The following is a 17,329-nucleotide window of genomic DNA, read 5'->3' on the forward strand; positions in this document are numbered from 1 at the left end:
GACCCGATACCGGGCCGTCACGACCGAAGCTCCCGCGGTAGCGGGCTATGACGCCGATGGCGGGCCTGCGGCCGGGCCGGTGCCCGTAGGGTGTCATCAGGCGAGGACGGTGCGGAGGTCCGGAGGACGTCGATGGTGACCGAAGGCGGCGCCGACACGGCGGCTCCGACCCCACGGGACCCCGGCCGCCCCGCGTTCCTGGAACTCTTCTTCGACCTGACGTACGTCTTCGCGATGATCTCCCTGGCCAGGACGCTCGCCGCCGACGTGAGCTGGACCGGCGCCGGCCAGACGCTGGTCCTGCTGCTCGCGTTCACCCTGGTCTGGGCGGTGACCACGTGGGCCGCCGACACCCTGGACCTGACGCGGCCCGCGGTCCAGGTGCAGTTCATCGCGGTGGCGGCCGGCAGCCTGCTGCTGGCGGCCGCGGCACCCGACGCCTACGACGGGCGCGGCCTGCTCTTCGCGATCACGTACCTGGCGATCCACCTCGGTTCGAGCACCTACTACCTCCTGCTCGTGCCGAGCGCGGCCGAGCCGCGTCGCAGCGGCCGGATCTTCTTCTGGTACACGATCGCCGCCGTCGGCTGGATCGGGGGCGCGCTGGCCGCCGGCCACGCCCGCCTCCTGCTCTGGGGGGCGACCGTCGCCATGGAGTACGTCGCCGCCTCCCTCGGCTGGCCGCTGCCGAAGCTCGGGCGGTCGCAGCCGCAGGAGTGGCGGCTGGTCGGCGAGCGGGTGGCGGAGCGGTACCGGCAGTTCGTCATCATCGCGCTCGGCGCTTCCATCTTCATCATCGGGTGGACCTTCAGCCTGAGCGACTACACCATTGACCGGGCGTGGGCGCTCCTGGTCGTGTTCACGATCGTGGTGCTGACCTGGCGGATCTACATCTACCGGGCCGGCGAGCTGCTGACCGAGGCCATCGCGCGATCGGCGAACCCGTCGCTGCTCACGCAGTCCGCCGCGGTCACTCATCTGATCATGGTGGGGGGCATCGGCGGTATGGCGGTCACGAGTCAGCTCGTCGTGATGCGTCCTTTGGGGGAGACGCCGCCCTCGTGGGCTGCGGTCATCCTCGGCGGACCGGCGCTGTTCCTGGTCGGCCGCGGGGTGCTGGACTACACCGTGTTCGGTCGGATCTCTCGGTCGCGGCTGGCCGGGTTGGTCCTGCTGGCCGGCGCGGCGCCGGCCGCGGGCCTGCTGCCGCCGGTCGTGGTCGCGCTGCTCGCCATGAGCATTCTGGCCCTGGTCGCTGCGGCGAACCTGGTGAGCACCCACCGGCACGCCCGCGCGCCGGCGCCACCGGCGCTCGGGTGATCCTCACCCGGTCGGCACGGTGACCCGGATCGACCGCGAGTGTGCGGGCAGCGACTCCCAGGCCAGGATGAGCAGCAGGATCAGATTCGCCACGGCCAGGATGGCCAGCGGCGGAAGCAGCGTCATCGCGGGGCCGATGGCGCACAGCACCACGATCCCCAGCGCCCGGGACCAGAGGACCCGTCCGGTGACCACGGCGTCGAACAGACAGCTCCCGAGCAGGAACAGCGCCGGCCCGCCCAGGATGGCGGCGATCCAGGCGGCCGGTGCCGCACCGAACGGCTGGTCGTTGACCAGCGAGACGCTGGTGGACAGCACCAGCACCCCGGCCACCATCACCAGGTGGCTGTACGAGGTGGAGGTGCCGGGCCGGACCCGCTCCACCACGGTGACGGCGGGCGGTGCCAGCAGCTGCCGCACCCGGTGGAAGTAGAGCTGAAAGAGCACGACAGCGCCGGCGAACCCGACGAAACTCGTGGCCACCCGGCCGGCCTGAAAGTCACTGCCGGCCAGCCCGATGCCGCCGCTCAGGACCAGCTCGCCGAGGGAGATGATGAAGATTTCTCGATGCCGCTCGGACAGGTGGGCGCCGGTGAAGATCTGACTGGCCAGTTCGGTGCGACCGAGTTTCGGCGTCGGCCAGCCCAACCGGGCCGACCCGAGGTCGACCGCCACCGCGACCGACCAGAGCAGCAGCCGGGCCGTTCCGTGCACGAACGCCCCGGCCACCCATGGCAGCGCCGTGACGCCGAACCAGAAGAACACTCGGATGCTCCGGGCCTGGATCGGGCGGTTCACTCGGGTACTGGGGATGAGGACGGCGTCCCGGACGAGATGGATGCCGAAGTACGCCGCGACGAGCAGCCAGCCGTAGTCGGCGAAGGCATACGGCACCGCGACCGCCATCAGCAGGGTGCCGAACATGACCGCCAGGACCGTGGCCTGGATGATCGGCAGCCGCGGGTTGAACAGATCGGTGAGCCACGCGGTCAGTACCCAGACCCACCAGGCGGCCATCAACAGGACGGCGGTCTGGGCGGCGCCCCGGACGGTGAGGTCCTCGGCGAGCCCCGCCGAGAGCCTGGAGAGCATGAAGATGTAGACCAGGTCGAAGAAGAGCTCCAGGAACGTCGGATAGTCAGGCCCGCCGCGCCGGCGAAGGATCCGGGGGAGCGGGCTGGGCCTCACGCGTCTGCCTCCTTCAGCACGCCCCTCGGGGAGCGGAGGCACGTTTCCTTCGCCAACCTACAAAAGCGGCGGTCGCCGGAGAGCGGAAACGGAGCAGCAGGGCGCAAGCCATACACCCGTCATCGGCCCGACACTCCCGCTGGCCGCGGTGAAGCAGGAACGCGCCCGGGCGTTGCGCGTGCAGCGCGGAGGAAATCCCCGCCGTCCGACGCGGGGGAGGATGTCAGCTCATGTCGTTCTCGAACGCGGTGAGCTCCTCGTTGTGGCCGGCTTCGGCGGGTTCGTGCCGGGGGTAGGCGCCTGCGCCGGGATGAACCTTGTCGATGAGGTCGAGGTATTGCGGGTTGCGGGCGATGAACTTACCCACGACCGGGCAGATGATGGTGATCTTCTTCCCGCTCTCGCGGATCTCGTCCAGCACGCGAGCGACGAGCTCCGTGGCCACCCGATGGTGTCGGTAGGCGGGGTCGACCCAGGTTGACAGCAGCACGACACGGCCGCCCACGAACCGGTACGGGAGCTCGGCGATCGCTTCGGCGCCGAGGGCGGCGATCCAGCGACCGCGCTCCGCGTCGTTGATGACATCGAGCTCCCAGCTGGATTCCACATCGCTGAGACTTGTCTCGTTCAGAGCAGCGATGAGCGCCGCGTTGTTCTCTTCCCGGGTGGCCGCCTCGGCCTCGAGATTGATCGTCATTGTCACGCCTTCTCAGGGGAGCTAGTAGGTGGGTTCAGGACGAGTGGGGGTGACCCTGGGTTGCTCCCGGGTGCTCGGGATCGATGAGATCGGCGTACTCGGGGTTGTGCTTGATGAAGGTGCGCACGATCGGGCACATGTTGGTGACCGTCTTGCCTTGCACGCGCACGTCGTCCAGGACGCGTCGGATCAGCTCGGTGGCGATGCCCTGTTTGCGGAACTCGGGGAACACCGAGGTGGCCAGCAGCTCGAGTCGGTCGTCTCGGGCGACGTTGTAGGTCAGCCCGCCCACCACTCGGTCCCCGACGATGGCGTCGTAGATGCCGAGTTTCTCGTCGTTGACGACTTGAAGGTCGAACGCGGGCGCGTGGGGATGGTCGATCACCTCGTCGATGAGGACGGCCTGGTCCTGGCTGAGAGTGCCTTTCTCGTCGGGGTGCTCCAAGGTGTAGCGGGTCGGCTCGGTCGGGTCGGTCATTGGGGGTGTGCCCTCGTTGAGGGTCATCAGCTCACTCCCGGGTCGTGTCGGTAGTCGTACTCGCCCAGCCGCATGTCGTCGACGGGAGGTGAAGGCGCAACCATCGACGTACTTCTCGCTCCTGCGGGGGTCGTTCTCGTGCCTGGGTGTGCCGGGCCCTTACGAGCGAACGCGGATGATCGTCTTCCCGGTGATCCGCTCGGTCGGATTGAGGGCGGCGACGGCGTCGTCGAGGGTCGCGACGTTGCCGATGTTCGTCCGTAGGCGTCCGTCGCGGACCCGCCGGACGACCTCACCCAGTTGAGCGCGATCGGACACGACGACGAAGTCGACCGCCAGGCCGTCCGCGGGCCGCGCCTCCGGCGGCCCGACGACGGACACCAGCGTTCCTCCGGCTCGAATCAGGCTTGCGGACCGCTTCCCGATGTCGCCGCCGATGACATCGAAAACCAGATCGACTCTGCCGACGTCTTCGAGGACGTCGTTGGCGAGGTCGACGAACTCCTGCGCGCCGAAGTCGAGCGCCTTTTCACGGTCGGCAGTGCGTCCGGTGCCGATGACGTAGGCGCCGGCCTCGCGTGCGAGCTGCGTCACCATCGTCCCGACTGCGCCGGCCGCGCCGTGCACGAGGACGCTCTGCCCCGCCTGAAGGCGGCCGTGGTCGAACAGTCCCTGCCACGCCGTCAGGCCCGAGATCGGCAGGCTCGCGCCCACAGTGAAGTCGACGTCGCCGGGCAGCGGCGCGAGGTTGCGTGCCTCGACGGCCACATACTCCGCCAGGGTGCCATCGCGATTCCAGTCCGTGAGGCCGAACACCCGCTGTCCCACCGACAGTCCCGTCGTGCCATACCCGAGAGCGGTGACCACTCCGGCCAGCTCGTGCCCCGGGATCGACGGCGTCCGGTCACGGCCGAGGCGATCGGTCCAGGTCGAGGGCCACGCCAGCTCAGTCGGGACGAATCCCGACGCATGAACCTGAACGACGACCTCGTTCAGCGCCGGTTCCGGCTCAGGCCGCTCCACCCGCGTCATCCCGGCCGTTCCCGCGGCCTCGTCCGTCACCGCAATCGCCTTCATCCGGCGTCTCCCTGTATCCAGTCCTCGTTTGCACGGTCACGAGGTGCGAGTTTCGATTTACCAGCATGAGCGGCGCCAGGCCTCGGTGTCTTCTTTCCGCCGAATCGCGATTTGTGTTGGCAACACCCGGTTGCCGGGAGTGGCGCGACGTTCGTAGAACCCGGCACCGGTGGGCACGCGGACAGTTCGTCGCTAGCGGAGGCACCCAGCCGGACGCCCCGAACCTAGTCGCCGTGCAACTGGTCGGTCAAGTCCACTCTTGAGGCCAAGCGGCTGCTACTGTGGCGGTGGCTTACCCAGGTTATACACCGTAACAGCGGCACCTGGCCAGCTACGTCCGGACATCTGCTCGGACTTGATGGTCCATGAAGGTGTGGGGCTGCGGGAACACAACCGGCCCGTAAGGTGTCTGTACATTTGCGCGTCCAGGTGCGTGTCACCTGGTTCCCCAGCTTCGCGTCGAAGGCGGGAAGGGAGAGCTGTGCCCCAGCACACCCAGCACAAGAACCCGGAAGCCGTTTCGAGGCTCGACCCGGAGCAGTACCGCGTGACCCAGCAGGACGGCACCGAGCGCCCGTTCGCCAACGCCTACTGGGACAACCACGAGCCCGGCATCTACGTCGACGTCGTCTCCGGCGAGCCGCTGTTCGCATCGGTCGACAAGTACGACAGCAACTCCGGCTGGCCGAGCTTCACCAAGCCGATCGCCAAGACGAACGTCGTCGAGCGCGAAGACCTCAGCCACGGGATGATCCGGACGGAGGCCCGCTCGCTGCACGGCAACAGCCACCTCGGCCACGTCTTCAACGACGGTCCCCCCGACAAGGGTGGATTGCGCTACTGCATCAACTCCGCGTCGTTGAGGTTCATCCACCTCGACGACCTGGAGAACGCAGGGTACGGCGAATACCGCACCCTGTTCACGAGTGACACCGACGACAAGTAAGGAGACGACGTGACCACCGAGAAGGCGATCCTCGCCGGCGGCTGCTTCTGGGGGATGGAGGAGCTGTTCCGCCGCCAGCCCGGCGTCGTGTCCACGCGCGTCGGCTACAGCGGCGGCGACGTCCCGAACGCCACCTACCGCAACCACGGAACCCATGCGGAGTCCATCGAGGTCGTCTACGACACCGAGAAGACCGACTTCCGCGCGCTGCTCGAGTTCTTCTTCCAGATCCACGACCCCTCGACGAAGAACCGCCAGGGCAACGACATCGGCACCAGCTACCGCTCGGCGATCTTCTACACCAGCGACGAGCAGAAGCGGGTCGCCGAGGACACGATCGCCGACGTCGACGCCTCGGGCCTGTGGCCCGGCAAGGTCGTCACCGAGGTCACCCCGGCAGGCGACTTCTGGGAGGCCGAGCCCGAGCACCAGAACTACCTGCAGACCTACCCCAACGGTTACACCTGCCACTTCCCCCGCCCCGGGTGGAAGCTCCCGAAGCGGGCGACGGCCTGACACCTCCGGCGCGCGGACTCCGGGTCCGCGCGCCGGCCCGGGCCGAGGTGTCGGTGACAACATGAGCGATACCGTGCCGGGTCGTGGCGTCGAGAGTGCGGCTAAGGGAGCCCTGAAGATCATCCCAACCGTTCAGTACGGCCGCGCTGGCGGACAGGGCGCGAGGCATGCTCGGAAGGACACCCAGCTGCTTCTCGGTGGCCTCGGGGACAGGCCGGGATCAGCTGCGAGTGATGCGTGTGACGTGCAAGCGCATGTCAACGAGCGTTGCCACACGCTGACCTCCGGCGCGCCGCTCACGACGCATCGCCGAGCAACCCCTGAGCGGTAGTTTTGACATAACGAGGACTAAATAGTCCGAGAATGGCTCGTCCCACCGATGATCTCGCGGACATAGCAGCCGGTCAGCCAACTGGCAGCCCATGCGCTCGTCGTTCACTATCACTCGAATGCGACATGACGCCCAATGGACTCCAGAGTCCCATTCAGCAGGGATTATCTGGCGCGCTGGATACACTTGAGCGATGAGCGACGAGCAGGTGGCTGCGCCGACGAATCGGCGGAGGATCAGTCAACGGGGCATTGCGACCCGAGAGCGGATCCTCGAGGCGGCGAACCGGCTGATGTTCGTGCGCGGAGTGAACGCGACGACCCTTGACGACGTCCGCGAGGCAAGCCAGACCAGCAAGTCTCAGCTTTACCACCACTTCGCCGACAAGCAGGAGCTCGTGCGTGCGTTGGTCAAATATCGAGGCGCGCTTGTGCTTCAGCGCGAGCGCGGAGGCCTCGAACGACTGAGATCGTTCTCAGGGCTGGTCCGGTGGCGTAACGCGCTGGTCCAGGCCAACTCGCTGAACAACGGCAAATACGGGTGCGGCCTCGGGTCGATGGCGGTCGAGCTGTCCGATCAAGATGAGCAGGCTCGATCGATGCTGTTGGAGACGTTTGCGGCATGGGAGAAGCTGATCAGTGATGGCCTGCACCGGATGCGGGACAGCGGTGCACTGCGCCAGGACGCCGACCCGGAGAAGTTGGCCACGGGGTTGATGGCGGCTCTGCAGGGCGGCTACTTGCTGGCGAACGCCGCGCACAACGTCGCACCCATGGAAGTTGCGCTGGACATGGCGCTGGAACACATCAAATCGTTCCTCTCGCAGCCGTCCGGCGAGCCGACCCGTTAACTGAGCCCTTTTCATCGTGATCAGGCCGGTCACGGCGGTGTGAGCAGCCCGGAGGGCGAGGCTGCAGGTGCGACAGCAGTCGAACCACGATCCGATGCCCCGACCGGGAGCCTCGCGGTGCTGTCTCACCCCGCCGCGATCCCGCTGCGCCGTCTTCGATGAGCGCTCCAGCACGCCCGACGAGCGCCGACTGGCCAGGCGCCGGACGGGCCGGGGGCGCTGCGTCGGGGGAGCAACGCGTGCAGGCTCGGTATCCAGCGAGCTGGGCGCTGGCCGCCCTCGGGTGAAAGTCGAACGTTTCCGTGCCGAGGTCCTGGCGCGACATGATGGCCGGCAGTAGGTGCCGGCCGTCTTCACCGCGGTGAGAAAGATGCCATCGAGTCGTTCCTCGCGTCGTTGGATCGCCTCGTACCGCGACCGCGGATCACTGAGCACCGATGTTCCTCACGTTGTCCGGATTTGAGTCCCCCCAGTCGCGGGAGGGCGTAGCCGCCCTGATGCGTGAACAGCGGCATATCCTAGCCTTAACGGACTGATGAGTCCATCTTCGGATTTGGCGATTGAGCGAGTTCAGCTGGGGGATCTTGGTCCTGACCGCAGCTTAACATGCCCTGGGTGATGGTTCGCGAAGGGCCGAGCGGCTCTGGCGACGAGCGATCATTTGGACTATCCAGTCCGCAGAGGCTAGCCTGCGGAGGTACTCGGTCACGGGGTGACTACGCCCGGCCACAGCCCTCGCTCAGACTGCGGCTCGGCTGCTGCTGGATCCGCGTACCTGGACCCGTCACTACCAGGATCTACAGGAAGGCGCGGCTGATGGAAACCGATCGGGATCGTATCGTCGCATCCGCCCGAGCTGTCCTTCCGGCCAATGAGCGCCGGCGCACGGACATGATCACCCGCGGCTTCACGTTCGTCGCCGATGAACCGCACAACGGCGCAGTCGGCGAAGGCCCGACGCCGACGGAGTACCTGTTGATGGCGCTCGCGTCGTGCACTGCTCAGACGCTGCGGCAGTATGTCGACTACAAGTACGACACCGCCGGTGACATCACCGTCGAGATCGACTACCACGAACCCGAGCAGGAAGGCGCACAGCGCTACCTGCAGCGCACGATCACGCTGAGCGAAGAACCTGACCCCGACGATCTGAAGGTGATGCATGAGATTGCCGAGAGGTCCCCGGTGACCCTGCTGATTCAGTTCGCATGGAGCGTGAAGACCGAGTTCGTCGGGCCGCGCTGAACTCAGGCCGCTTGCTGCTCGGCTATCACGGCCGAGCAGCAGGCGGCTGTCGTTGCGCCCCAGGCGGCGGCAGCGTGTCCGTCGACCGCGACAGCTTGAACGCGATGCGGCGCATTGCATGCGGCGCAGGTCCTGGTCCTGGTGGACGGCCGGTGACTTGTGCCGGTAGCTCAGAGCAGAGTCGGTGCGGTCGGCTCGGTGATGCTGGAGCGTCTGCCGAGCAGGGCGAACTTATCGGAGGTCGTGTCGCCGGAGATCGGCAGCCCGTGGCGCTGCAATGCCTGGTTCACTCGTGCCCTGACGAGGTCGCGGTAATGACGTGGCGTGCGCGAGCCGTGCGCGTAGAGCTCGGCGTACGTGCGAAGCAGTTCGGGATGCTGGCGGCGCAGCCAGGCGAAGAACAGGTCTTTGACGCCGCGCATCAGGTACGGCGGCGTCGGGAGAATGTTGCCTGCCCCTGCGTCGGCCAGAATGCCGATCAGCTCGCCGATCTGCTCGGTGCTGCCTTTCAGTTCGGGCAGGACCGGCGCGCGCTGATCCTGCCGGCCTGCACGCTCGGCGACCGCTACGGCCGCACGCGAATCCTTTCGTGGGTATCGCCGGGTTCACCATCGCGTCGATCATGTGCGCGGTCGTCCCGACCATGAACTCACCTGATAGTCGCCCGCATCCTGCAGGACATCGGCGGGCCTCGTCGCTTCCTCCGCAACAGCTGGGGCAAGCGCGATCAGTACTGAACCGAGCGGTCGCGTGCCCGCGTTGCGGCACGTGATCCAGCTATCCATGCTGGCCCGGCCAGCGCGTCGGAAGGTGACGTGTGACCGAAACCAAGATGAGCGGCCGAACGATCTGGAAGCGGAATCTAGCGCCACCGCTGCAAGCCTTTCTGCGGACTGAGTCCGGCAGCGCCGGCGTGCTCGTGGCCGCCATCGTCGCCGCACTGCTCTGGGCCAACATCGACCTCGACTCCTACGAAGCCGTCTGGCGCACCCAACTGTCCCTGCGCCTCGGGCACCTCGAGCTCTCCCGCGACCTGCACACCTGGATCAACAGCGGCTTGATGACTCTGTTCTTCCTGGTCGTCGGCCTTGAGACGCGGCGCGAGTTCGACCTCGGCGACCTACGCGACCGGCGACGTTTCGTGCTGCCCAGCGTGGCCGGCGTGATCGGAATGCTGATCCCGGTGCTGATCTTCCTGGCGATCAACCACGGTGGGCCGGGCGCGCATGGCTGGGGTGTGGCCATGTCGACCGACACCGCCCTCGCGTTGGGTCTGCTGGCGCTGCTCGGTCGGGGCGTGCCCGACCGGGTCCGGATCTTCCTGCTCACCGTGTTCGTGGTCGACGACTTGATCGCACTCATCGTCATCGCCCTGGTCTACAGCGACGACATCAAGATGATGCCCATCGTGGTGGCCGTAGCGGCGTTCGCGGTCATGCTGGCCATCCGCGCAGCCGGCGTCCGACGGGGCTCAGCGTACGTGCCGGTCGCCATCGTGATGTGGGGCGCGCTGCTGGTCAGCGGAGTCGACCCGGTGGTGGCCGGACTGGCCATCGGGTTGACCGCGTTCGCCTACTCTCCCGGCCGAGCTGAGCTCGAGCAGGTCAGCGGACTGTTCCGGTCGTTCCGTGAGCAGCCGACGCCCAAGCTCGCGCGTTCGGCTTCGATCGGCCTCGCGAATACGCTATCGCCCAACGACCGCCTTCAGCGCATCTACCTCCCTTGGTCCAGCTACGTCATCGTGCCGCTGTTCGGCTTGGCCAACGCCGGCATCAGCATCGACGGTCCGTTCCTGGCCCGGGCGTTCGCGTCACCTGTCACCTGGGGAGTGCTGCTCGCGTATGTCGTCGGCAAGCCGCTCGCCGTGATCGGCACCTCGGCGGGGCTCACCTGGATCTCACGCGGCCGTATCCGTCCGGCCGTGGGCTGGGCGGGCGTGCTCGGCAGCGGCACGATCGCCGGTGTCAGCTTCACGGTGTCGCTGCTGATCGCCAGCCTGGCCTTCACCGGCGACCAACTGGCCGAGGCCAAAGTCGGGGTGCTCAGCGCCGCGATCGTATCCTCAGCGCTGACCTGGATCGCGTTCCGCGTCACCAACATGTTGCCCAGTGACAAGCGCACCCGGGCGCTCTTCGGCGAGATGACGGAGCTGGTCGACCTCATCCCAGACGTCGACGAGACGCGGGACCACGTCCGCGGCCCAGCCGATGCGTCGGTAACGCTGGTGCAGTACGGCGACTTCCAGTGCCCGTACTGCGGGAAGGCCGAGCCAGTCGTCCGGGAGTTGCTGGGCCACGCCGACCTGCGTTACGTGTGGCGTCACCTGCCTCTGTCAGACGTGCACCCGCAAGCCCGGCTGGCAGCCGAGGCCACCGAAGCAGCCGCCGCTCAGGGCAAGTTCTGGCAGATGCACGACCTGCTGCTCGAACACCAGGACAAGCTGAACATCACCGATCTAGTCAAATACGCCGGCGACCTCGGTCTGAATCAGAAACGCTTCCACGACGATCTGATAAGCCACGCCCACGCCGGCCGCATCGAAAGCGACATCGACTCGGCCGACAGCAGCGGAGTGTCCGGTACCCCGACGTTCTTCATCAACGGCCGCCGCCACTACGGCGCCTACGACATCACGGCCTTGACCGCCGCCATTCGTATGGCCCGAGCCCGGGCCCGCCTGGGCCGCGAGGCACCAGCGAACCCGGAAAATAAGCGCGTTCCGTTGACTCGACAGAACGCCGGTCAGTCGTGGCGGTGACGCACGATGTAGTCGATGTAGCGGATCGTGTCCTCGCGGTCGTCCTCGCTGATCGAGTCCCACAGGTCCGCCAGCCAGTAGAGCGAGCCCGACAGCATCCAGGCCCACCCGCGCACCCAGGTCGCCTCGTCGAACCCGAGCGCCTCCCGGTAGGCGGCCCGCGCGCGGGCATCGAACAGGCTCCAGCCCGGCCGCACCTCGACCGCCGGGTCGCCGCGGCCGAGACCGCCGAAGTCGATCACCCCGGTGAGCCTGCCCCGGTCGACCAGCAGGTTGCCTTCCAGGAGATCACCGTGCAGCCATACCGGCGGTCCGGGCCACTCCTCCGCCGCCATCGCCTCGTCCCACGCCGCGGTCACCGCCCGCCCGTCGATCCGGTCGCCCAGCGCCGCGATCGACCGGCGGGTCAGCTCGTCCCGCTGCACCAGAGGTACGCCGCGCTGAATCCCCTCCTTGACCGGCCCGCCCATCGGGTCGATCGCGATCATCGCGCGCACGAAGCCGGCGAGGTCGACGGCGAGGCCGACGAGGTCCTGCCCGGCTTCCGGGTTGCGCCCGTCCAGCCACGGGACGACCGTCCACGGCCACGGATAGTCCCCGCCCGGCCGGCCAACCGCGACCGGCACCGGCACCGGCACCGGAAGATGCGGCGCCAGCCGCGGCAGCCAGGTCGCGTCGGTCGCCACCTGGTCGACCGCCCACTGCGCCCGCGGCAGCCGTGCCGTCAGGGAATCGCCCAACCGGAACAGCGCGTTGTCGGTGCCGTTCAACGGCTGCGCAACGATCGGCAGGTCCGACCATTCGGGGAACTGCTCGTCGATCAGGGCGCGTACCTGCTCGACGGCGACGACGATCTCTCCAGGGCGCATCGGCGCGACCGTAAAACCCGCTTGACCATGCCGTCAATCGAATTCGGTGCACGCCGAACCGTGCGCCGGATCGACCGCATGTACCGCGGCCTCGGCCTCGGGCGGCGAACCCGCCGGTCCACCGTCGGTGTGCAACCGACCGGCGAACACCTCGGCTGTTTCGCCGTCGTACCGATGTGATGGAGCGGTGCCGAACAAAGGACGGTCGGGATGCCGGTGGCCGCGAACCATGGACCCACACCCACGTCCAGCGCTGTCTGGCTTCATCGCTTTCACCCGTGTCGGATCAATCAGCACTCTCGCGTCGCTGAGATCAGCTCAGTGGATCAAGCACAGTCGGCAAGCCGCCGGGGGTGGCGACGATGAGCCCGTTCGGTTTGTGCAGATCCGAGCCGATCTTCACAGGTGAGTTTCAAAGCGCCTACGCCAATGGAGGCGGCGACTCCTCCCGGCGGCCGCCGCGATCGCTGTCTTGATGTCCCCAGCGAGGGCAGTGACCCGGACCTTCCCCTGGCACACCGCGACCTCGTCGCGGCCGCCATCATCGCCGACCGTGTTCCGGGCAGCGGTTCCACCATCCCGGCAGCGGTGGTGTTGCCGGAGATGGTCACGCACCGTCGAGCCGGCGGGCACCTGCCCGGCGCCGGCCGGTCCCGACGTGGCCCACTAAGAGGTCCTAACAAAGTCGTACGGTGTGTCGGTACGTGATGATGCAGGTGGCGAGGGCGAGGAAGGCGTCGTGGATGTCGTCGCGGCGTTCCCAGCGGATGCGTAGCCGTTTCATGCCGTGGTACCAGGCGATCGTGCGCTCGATGACCCACCGGACCGTTCCCAGACCGGAGCCGTGGGGCTGGCCGCGGCGGGCGATGCGCGGGCGGATGCCGTTGGCGCGTACCGCTCTGCGGTACTTGTCGTGGTCGTAGGCGCGGTCGGCGAACAGCTGGTCAGGGCGCTGGCGGGGCCGGCCGCGGCGGCCTCGTACGGGCGGGATCTTGTCGATCAGCGGGAGTAGTTCGGTGACGTCGTGGCGGTTGCCTCCGGTCAGGGACACGGCCAGGGGGATGCCGGCGCCCTCGGTCAGGACGTGGTGCTTCGAGCCCGGGCGGGCGCGGTCGACCGGGCTCGGGCCGCTTTTGGGCCACGTCGGGCGGCCCGCACATGCGAGGAGTCGATCACGGCGCGGGACCAGTCGAGCTTGCCGGCTGCCTGCAGTTCAGCAAGCAGCAGCTCGTGCAGACGCTGCCACACCCCGGCCCGGTTCCACTCCTCCAGCCGCCGCCAGCAGGTCATCCCGGAGCCGAACCCCAGCTCCTGGGGCAGGAACTCCCACTGGATGCCCGTGTGCAGCACGAACAAGATCCCGCACAGCACCTGCCGGTCCGGGATCCGCTTACGCCCCGGGTGCCGCGGGTTGCGCACAGGTTTGGGCAGCAACGGCTCGATGCGCTGCCGCAGCCCGTCCGGCACGATCCACGGCGGCTGCTCACCACGCCTCACGGCCCGACATCGTAGATCACCCTCTACAAGGGACGGCAACCCAGAGATCATTTTGTTAGGAACTCTAAGGGCGGCGCGAGGATCAGTTGGCCCGCGGAGGCCCGCCCCGCCAACCGGGGGAGTCCCCAAGGCGAGGATCCACAACAAACCCGGTGAACGTCAGTGGACACCGCACTACGTCCTGTCCTGCCGATCGTGCGGGTCGGCTATCCGGTACTCCCAGCCTTCACGCCAGGCGAAGTCGGCGTTGATCAGATCCTCTAGCGGAACCCCGTCGATCTGGTGGTCGAGGGCCCATCGGGTGGCGACATGTCCGATCACCAGGACACGCTCGCCAGCCCACCGCAGATACCGGTCATCGAGGAATCGACCAACCCGGTGTACGGCCTGCCGCCAGCTTTCGCCACCAGGGTAGGGCTCATCGAGATACCGATCCCGATGCTCGTGCAGCTCGGCGGCGGGCATGCCGTTGCGGTCGCCGTAGTCACATTCGCGCAGCCGCCAGTCATGCAGGATCGGGATCTGAGTTCCCGAGAAGGCGATGTCCGCCGTTTCCGCCGCCCGGCGCAGATCCGAGACGAACACTGCGGCGATGCCGTCGTCTCGCCTGCGCTGACCAAGCTCCGCTGCCAGCACTCGTCCTCGCGGGGACAACCGACCGGGCAGCCACCCGGTGGCGATGCCACGGTCGTTGTCCTCGCTCCAGGAGTGAGTTTCAAAAACGATCTCCGTCGACATGCGGCGAGGCTGCCGGTGAGGTGAGAGGCCCGGGGGGCAGCTGATCCGGCGAGGCGCCGATCGACGAATTTTCCAGCTTCACTGACGCCGGCACTGCCAGCCGCGGAGGTCACGCGCTGGCCACGGCATTGACGCCGTCGCCCAGGTCGGCGGTCGCTTGAGCCCGTGCGGGCGCGAGTGTCTGTCGCCGGGTCAGGACCGGGTGCCGCGGGACGTCCATTCCTGCCGGTGGAGGTTGTCGAATCCGTCGAGCAGCAGGTCGAGCGCGAACTCGAATTCGAACTCGTCGTCACAGCCCTGGCCGACGACGGACCCCTGGTCGTGAGCGGCGGCCATTGCTATCTCGGCGATGTGGGGATACCTGCTGGCCAGTTCGCGGAACGCGGCCGCCTGCGTCTCCGGGTCCTCGGGCAGCGGTGAGGCGGGAAACAGTTCCTGGGTGAACCCCCACACCCGGCTGCCGAGAGCGTGCATCACGTGGTGGGTGAGGTCGACGGAGAAGCCCCCGGCCCGGAACATGCCAACGATCGAGTTCAGGTAGTCCAGCACGACCAGAGTGGGCTTCGGGCGGGACTCGATGACGCGCCACGACCAAGGGTGGCGCAGGAGGGCACGTCGCGCCGAAAGGATGCGCTGCCGGATCGCCGACTTCCAGTCGGTACCGTCGGCCGGCGGGTCGATCTCGCCGACGATGACGTCGACCATGCCGTCGAGGAGTTCCTCCTTGTTGGCCACGTGCTTGTAGAGCGCCATCGGTACGACGCCCAACTCCTGGGCGAGGTTGCGCATGCTCACGGAGTCGACGCCGCTGTGGTCGGCGAGCGCGACGGCGGCGTGCAGCACCCGGTCCCGGTTGAGGGGGGCCCGGCGTGCGCCGTCCAGTTGCTGAACCATCCGTCGCCTTCCCCTTGAAGCGGTCGCCACACGGTAGCGCCTCTTGACGGTGTACGCCGTACACCCTGCTCTCACCACTAGGTGTACGCCGTACACCTCCGGGCAGGGGCGATGTGGCCGGCTGGACGGATGACCAGCAGATGAAGGGATGTGCCATGACCCCCTCGGCCAAACGAGAGTGGCTGGTACCCGCCGGCCTGATCATGCTCAGCGCCGTTCCCGTGATCGCGGGCGCCGCCCGGGCCGCCGAACTCACCGGCGGTGCGACGGTCACCCCGGACAACGCCCGGTTCTTCGCATCGCCCGCACCCGTGCTGGCGCACATCATCGGCGCCAGCTTGTACTGCCTCCTGGGCTCGTTCCAGTTCGCCCCCGGCTTCCGCCGCCGCCGGCCCGGCTGGCACCGTCTCGTCGGACGGTTGCTGATCCCCTGCGGTCTGGCGGCCGCTCTGTCGGGCCTGTGGATGGCGCTGTTCTATCCCCGCCCGCCGGTCGACCACGTGCTGGTGACTCCGATGCGGCTCGTCTTCGGCACGGCCATGCTCTGCTGCATCGTCCTCGGCTTCGCCGCCATCCGGCGTCGGGACATTCCCCGCCACCGCGCCTGGATGGCACGCGGCTACGCCATTGGTTTGGGCGCGGGCACCCAGGTCCTGACCCACCTGCCCTGGATGCTGTTGGCCGGCCAGCCGACCGGGATCGGCCGGGCGCTGCTGATGCTCGCCGGCTGGGTGATCAACCTGGCCGTCGTCGAATGGGCGCTGCGCAGGCGGCCGACCAAGGCAACCCGGAGCATCCAGCGCCTTGCCGACGCTCCTGCCGGCGTTCTTGCCAGCCAATGACGGGGATACACGCAGCTATCCGGATATGTCGACGGCGCTCACGTCAGCCGCCTCGTCTCCGAAGAACACCCTGACCGCGGTCAGCACTTCCTGCGCGTCGTTGGCCATGGCCGTACGCGCCTGGACGAGCAGCGCCTGGCGTTCGGCCTGCCGCTGCCAGTCGAGGTCGGCCAGCAACTGGTCGATGTCCGGCACGTGCCGTTCGCCGGTCAGCGCGCGGGCGGGTGGCCGGAGGTCCATGAGGTGGCAGAGCAGTCGCAGCGGCCGGTGCCCGTACACCCGGGTGCCGCTGGGCAGGCGCGGCAGGCCATAGGTGAGTAGCCGCGCCACGGCGCCGTCGAGCAGCGGGGTTGCCCAGTGGGCGTTGTCGAACAGGCTGTTCGAGGAGGCCTGGGGCAGGCCGAGGTGGGCCACCACCTGGTCGACCTCCTTTGCCGCAGTCCCGGCGACGACGAACACGTGGGGCGAGATGCGGCTGCGGCGGAAGACCTCCGACCAGGCGCGGCGCGGCCGGGACAAGGTCACGTGCGTACCCGTACCGGTGTGGCCCGCGCTCATGCCGGGCGCCCGTCGTGATCGTGCCGCTGACGGGCCACGGCGAGCAGGTGGTCGAGGGCCTTCCGCGACCTGCCGGTTGCCGTGGCGAGTGCCCCGAGTGGATCGCTGTGCCCGCGACCGGCCAGGTCCTGCAGGACCGCGAGGAGGTCGTACTCGTAGCCGTGCGCGGTCGCGCCCCGTACCTGGGCCAGCTCGGCGAGCCGGTCCTCGATGTAGCGGCGGACCATCACCTGGTACGCCCCGACGCTCGGCAGCTCGTGATACTCGGCCACCATGTTGTCGACCTGGCGGCCTACCCGGTGCAGAACCGCTGAGGTGATGCCGCGTGCCCGGACCTCGGGCGTCGCGTCGTCGGCGACGTGGATGACAACTTCGTCGGGTCCGTTGATCTCGCCCGACCCGGCACCGGTACGCCAGCGGGCCGTGACGATGTAGCCGTCGTCCCGGCGGGACAGCTCGTCGGACCGGTCCGGTACGGCGTGGAGGCGATTCTCCTGGGACATGCATTCCTGCCTCTCCGGCGCC

General features: G+C 68.0%; 18 protein-coding genes and 1 pseudogene. 7 read left to right on the forward strand and 12 right to left on the reverse strand.

Annotation, left to right across the window (positions count from 1 at the left end; genetic code table 11):
• Window positions 1-132 precede the first annotated feature (132 nt).
• On the forward strand, window positions 133-1,320 hold the full coding sequence (locus AC0OLQ_RS15545) for a low temperature requirement protein A (protein WP_484531914.1): 1,188 nt from the start codon (window positions 133-135) through the stop codon (window positions 1,318-1,320).
• Window positions 1,321-1,323: 3 nt separating this feature from the next.
• Here AC0OLQ_RS15545 and AC0OLQ_RS15550 read toward each other — a convergent pair whose 3' ends face one another.
• The 4 genes from AC0OLQ_RS15550 to AC0OLQ_RS15565 all read right to left on the reverse strand — a co-directional run bounded on the left by AC0OLQ_RS15550 (window position 1,324) and on the right by AC0OLQ_RS15565 (window position 4,760).
• Window positions 1,324-2,508, reverse strand: coding sequence for a low temperature requirement protein A (locus tag AC0OLQ_RS15550; RefSeq protein WP_484531915.1), 1,185 nt, complete (start codon window positions 2,506-2,508; stop codon window positions 1,324-1,326).
• Between the two features lie 223 nt (window positions 2,509-2,731).
• Window positions 2,732-3,205 carry a GNAT family N-acetyltransferase gene (locus tag AC0OLQ_RS15555; protein ID WP_484531916.1) on the reverse strand — a complete coding sequence of 158 codons (474 nt, stop codon included), beginning with the start codon at window positions 3,203-3,205 and terminating at the stop codon, window positions 2,732-2,734.
• Between the two features lie 34 nt (window positions 3,206-3,239).
• A complete protein-coding gene (locus AC0OLQ_RS15560) occupies window positions 3,240-3,683 on the reverse strand; it encodes a GNAT family N-acetyltransferase (RefSeq protein ID WP_484531917.1) in 444 nt (147 codons plus the stop codon).
• A 159-nt stretch (window positions 3,684-3,842) separates the two neighbouring features.
• Complete coding sequence (locus AC0OLQ_RS15565) at window positions 3,843-4,760, reverse strand: NADP-dependent oxidoreductase (RefSeq protein WP_484531918.1); 918 nt, start codon at window positions 4,758-4,760, stop codon at window positions 3,843-3,845.
• 481 nt (window positions 4,761-5,241) lie between these two features.
• Here AC0OLQ_RS15565 and msrB point away from each other — a divergent pair, with 481 nt between their 5' ends.
• From msrB to AC0OLQ_RS15580, 3 genes are all read left to right on the forward strand, one after another.
• Window positions 5,242-5,706, forward strand: a complete 465-nt coding sequence (msrB, locus tag AC0OLQ_RS15570) for a peptide-methionine (R)-S-oxide reductase MsrB (protein WP_484531919.1) — start codon at window positions 5,242-5,244, stop codon at window positions 5,704-5,706.
• Between the two features lie 9 nt (window positions 5,707-5,715).
• On the forward strand, window positions 5,716-6,222 hold the full coding sequence (gene msrA / locus AC0OLQ_RS15575; RefSeq protein ID WP_091343884.1) for a peptide-methionine (S)-S-oxide reductase MsrA: 507 nt from the start codon (window positions 5,716-5,718) through the stop codon (window positions 6,220-6,222).
• A gap of 524 nt (window positions 6,223-6,746) precedes the next feature.
• Window positions 6,747-7,403: a TetR/AcrR family transcriptional regulator gene (locus tag AC0OLQ_RS15580; protein ID WP_357333348.1), complete on the forward strand. Its 657-nt coding sequence runs from the start codon at window positions 6,747-6,749 to the stop codon at window positions 7,401-7,403.
• Here the strand turns inward: AC0OLQ_RS15580 and AC0OLQ_RS15585 are convergent.
• Window positions 7,360-7,838: pseudogene (locus AC0OLQ_RS15585) on the reverse strand (Ada metal-binding domain-containing protein). The gene AC0OLQ_RS15580 and the pseudogene AC0OLQ_RS15585 sit on opposite strands and share 44 nt — an antisense overlap.
• A 381-nt stretch (window positions 7,839-8,219) precedes the next feature.
• On the opposite strand from AC0OLQ_RS15585, the gene AC0OLQ_RS15590 reads away from it, so the two are divergent.
• Window positions 8,220-8,648 carry an OsmC family protein gene (locus tag AC0OLQ_RS15590; RefSeq protein WP_484531920.1) on the forward strand — a complete coding sequence of 143 codons (429 nt, stop codon included), beginning with the start codon at window positions 8,220-8,222 and terminating at the stop codon, window positions 8,646-8,648.
• 170 nt (window positions 8,649-8,818) lie between these two features.
• On the opposite strand, the gene AC0OLQ_RS15595 is transcribed toward AC0OLQ_RS15590, so the two are convergent.
• Window positions 8,819-9,070 carry a hypothetical protein gene (locus AC0OLQ_RS15595; RefSeq protein ID WP_484531921.1) on the reverse strand — a complete coding sequence of 84 codons (252 nt, stop codon included), beginning with the start codon at window positions 9,068-9,070 and terminating at the stop codon, window positions 8,819-8,821.
• A 410-nt stretch (window positions 9,071-9,480) separates the two neighbouring features.
• Here AC0OLQ_RS15595 and nhaA point away from each other — a divergent pair, with 410 nt between their 5' ends.
• Window positions 9,481-11,406: a Na+/H+ antiporter NhaA gene (gene nhaA, locus AC0OLQ_RS15600; protein WP_484532355.1), complete on the forward strand. Its 1,926-nt coding sequence runs from the start codon at window positions 9,481-9,483 to the stop codon at window positions 11,404-11,406.
• Here nhaA and AC0OLQ_RS15605 read toward each other — a convergent pair.
• The 4 genes from AC0OLQ_RS15605 to AC0OLQ_RS15620 form a co-directional block, all read right to left on the reverse strand.
• On the reverse strand, window positions 11,391-12,275 hold the full coding sequence (locus AC0OLQ_RS15605; RefSeq protein ID WP_484531922.1) for an aminoglycoside phosphotransferase family protein: 885 nt from the start codon (window positions 12,273-12,275) through the stop codon (window positions 11,391-11,393). The genes nhaA and AC0OLQ_RS15605 overlap by 16 nt on opposite strands.
• Before the next feature lie 676 nt (window positions 12,276-12,951).
• Window positions 12,952-13,745, reverse strand: a protein-coding gene (locus tag AC0OLQ_RS15610; RefSeq protein ID WP_484532356.1) for an IS5 family transposase whose coding sequence is annotated in 2 segments (ribosomal slippage) — window positions 12,952-13,412 and window positions 13,412-13,745 — 795 coding nt in all. Because the reading frame shifts where the segments join, the coding sequence is not laid out codon by codon here.
• A gap of 201 nt (window positions 13,746-13,946) precedes the next feature.
• Window positions 13,947-14,510, reverse strand: coding sequence for a histidine phosphatase family protein (locus AC0OLQ_RS15615; protein ID WP_484531923.1), 564 nt, complete (start codon window positions 14,508-14,510; stop codon window positions 13,947-13,949).
• 192 nt (window positions 14,511-14,702) lie between these two features.
• Window positions 14,703-15,404 carry a TetR/AcrR family transcriptional regulator gene (locus tag AC0OLQ_RS15620; protein ID WP_484531924.1) on the reverse strand — a complete coding sequence of 234 codons (702 nt, stop codon included), beginning with the start codon at window positions 15,402-15,404 and terminating at the stop codon, window positions 14,703-14,705.
• A gap of 155 nt (window positions 15,405-15,559) precedes the next feature.
• On the opposite strand from AC0OLQ_RS15620, the gene AC0OLQ_RS15625 reads away from it, so the two are divergent.
• Window positions 15,560-16,246: a DUF2306 domain-containing protein gene (locus AC0OLQ_RS15625; protein ID WP_484531925.1), complete on the forward strand. Its 687-nt coding sequence runs from the start codon at window positions 15,560-15,562 to the stop codon at window positions 16,244-16,246.
• A 15-nt stretch (window positions 16,247-16,261) separates the two neighbouring features.
• Here the strand turns inward: AC0OLQ_RS15625 and AC0OLQ_RS15630 are convergent, their stop codons facing one another.
• Both AC0OLQ_RS15630 and AC0OLQ_RS15635 read right to left on the reverse strand, forming a co-directional pair.
• The gene (locus AC0OLQ_RS15630) at window positions 16,262-16,771 is read right to left on the reverse strand and encodes a hypothetical protein (RefSeq protein WP_484531926.1); all 510 of its coding nucleotides are present in this window, start codon (window positions 16,769-16,771) and stop codon (window positions 16,262-16,264) included.
• Window positions 16,772-16,800: 29 nt separating this feature from the next.
• Window positions 16,801-17,307, reverse strand: a complete 507-nt coding sequence (locus AC0OLQ_RS15635) for a hypothetical protein (protein ID WP_484531927.1) — start codon at window positions 17,305-17,307, stop codon at window positions 16,801-16,803.
• Window positions 17,308-17,329: the final 22 nt, after the last annotated feature.

The organism is Micromonospora sp. Utrum1, assembly GCF_057197805.1.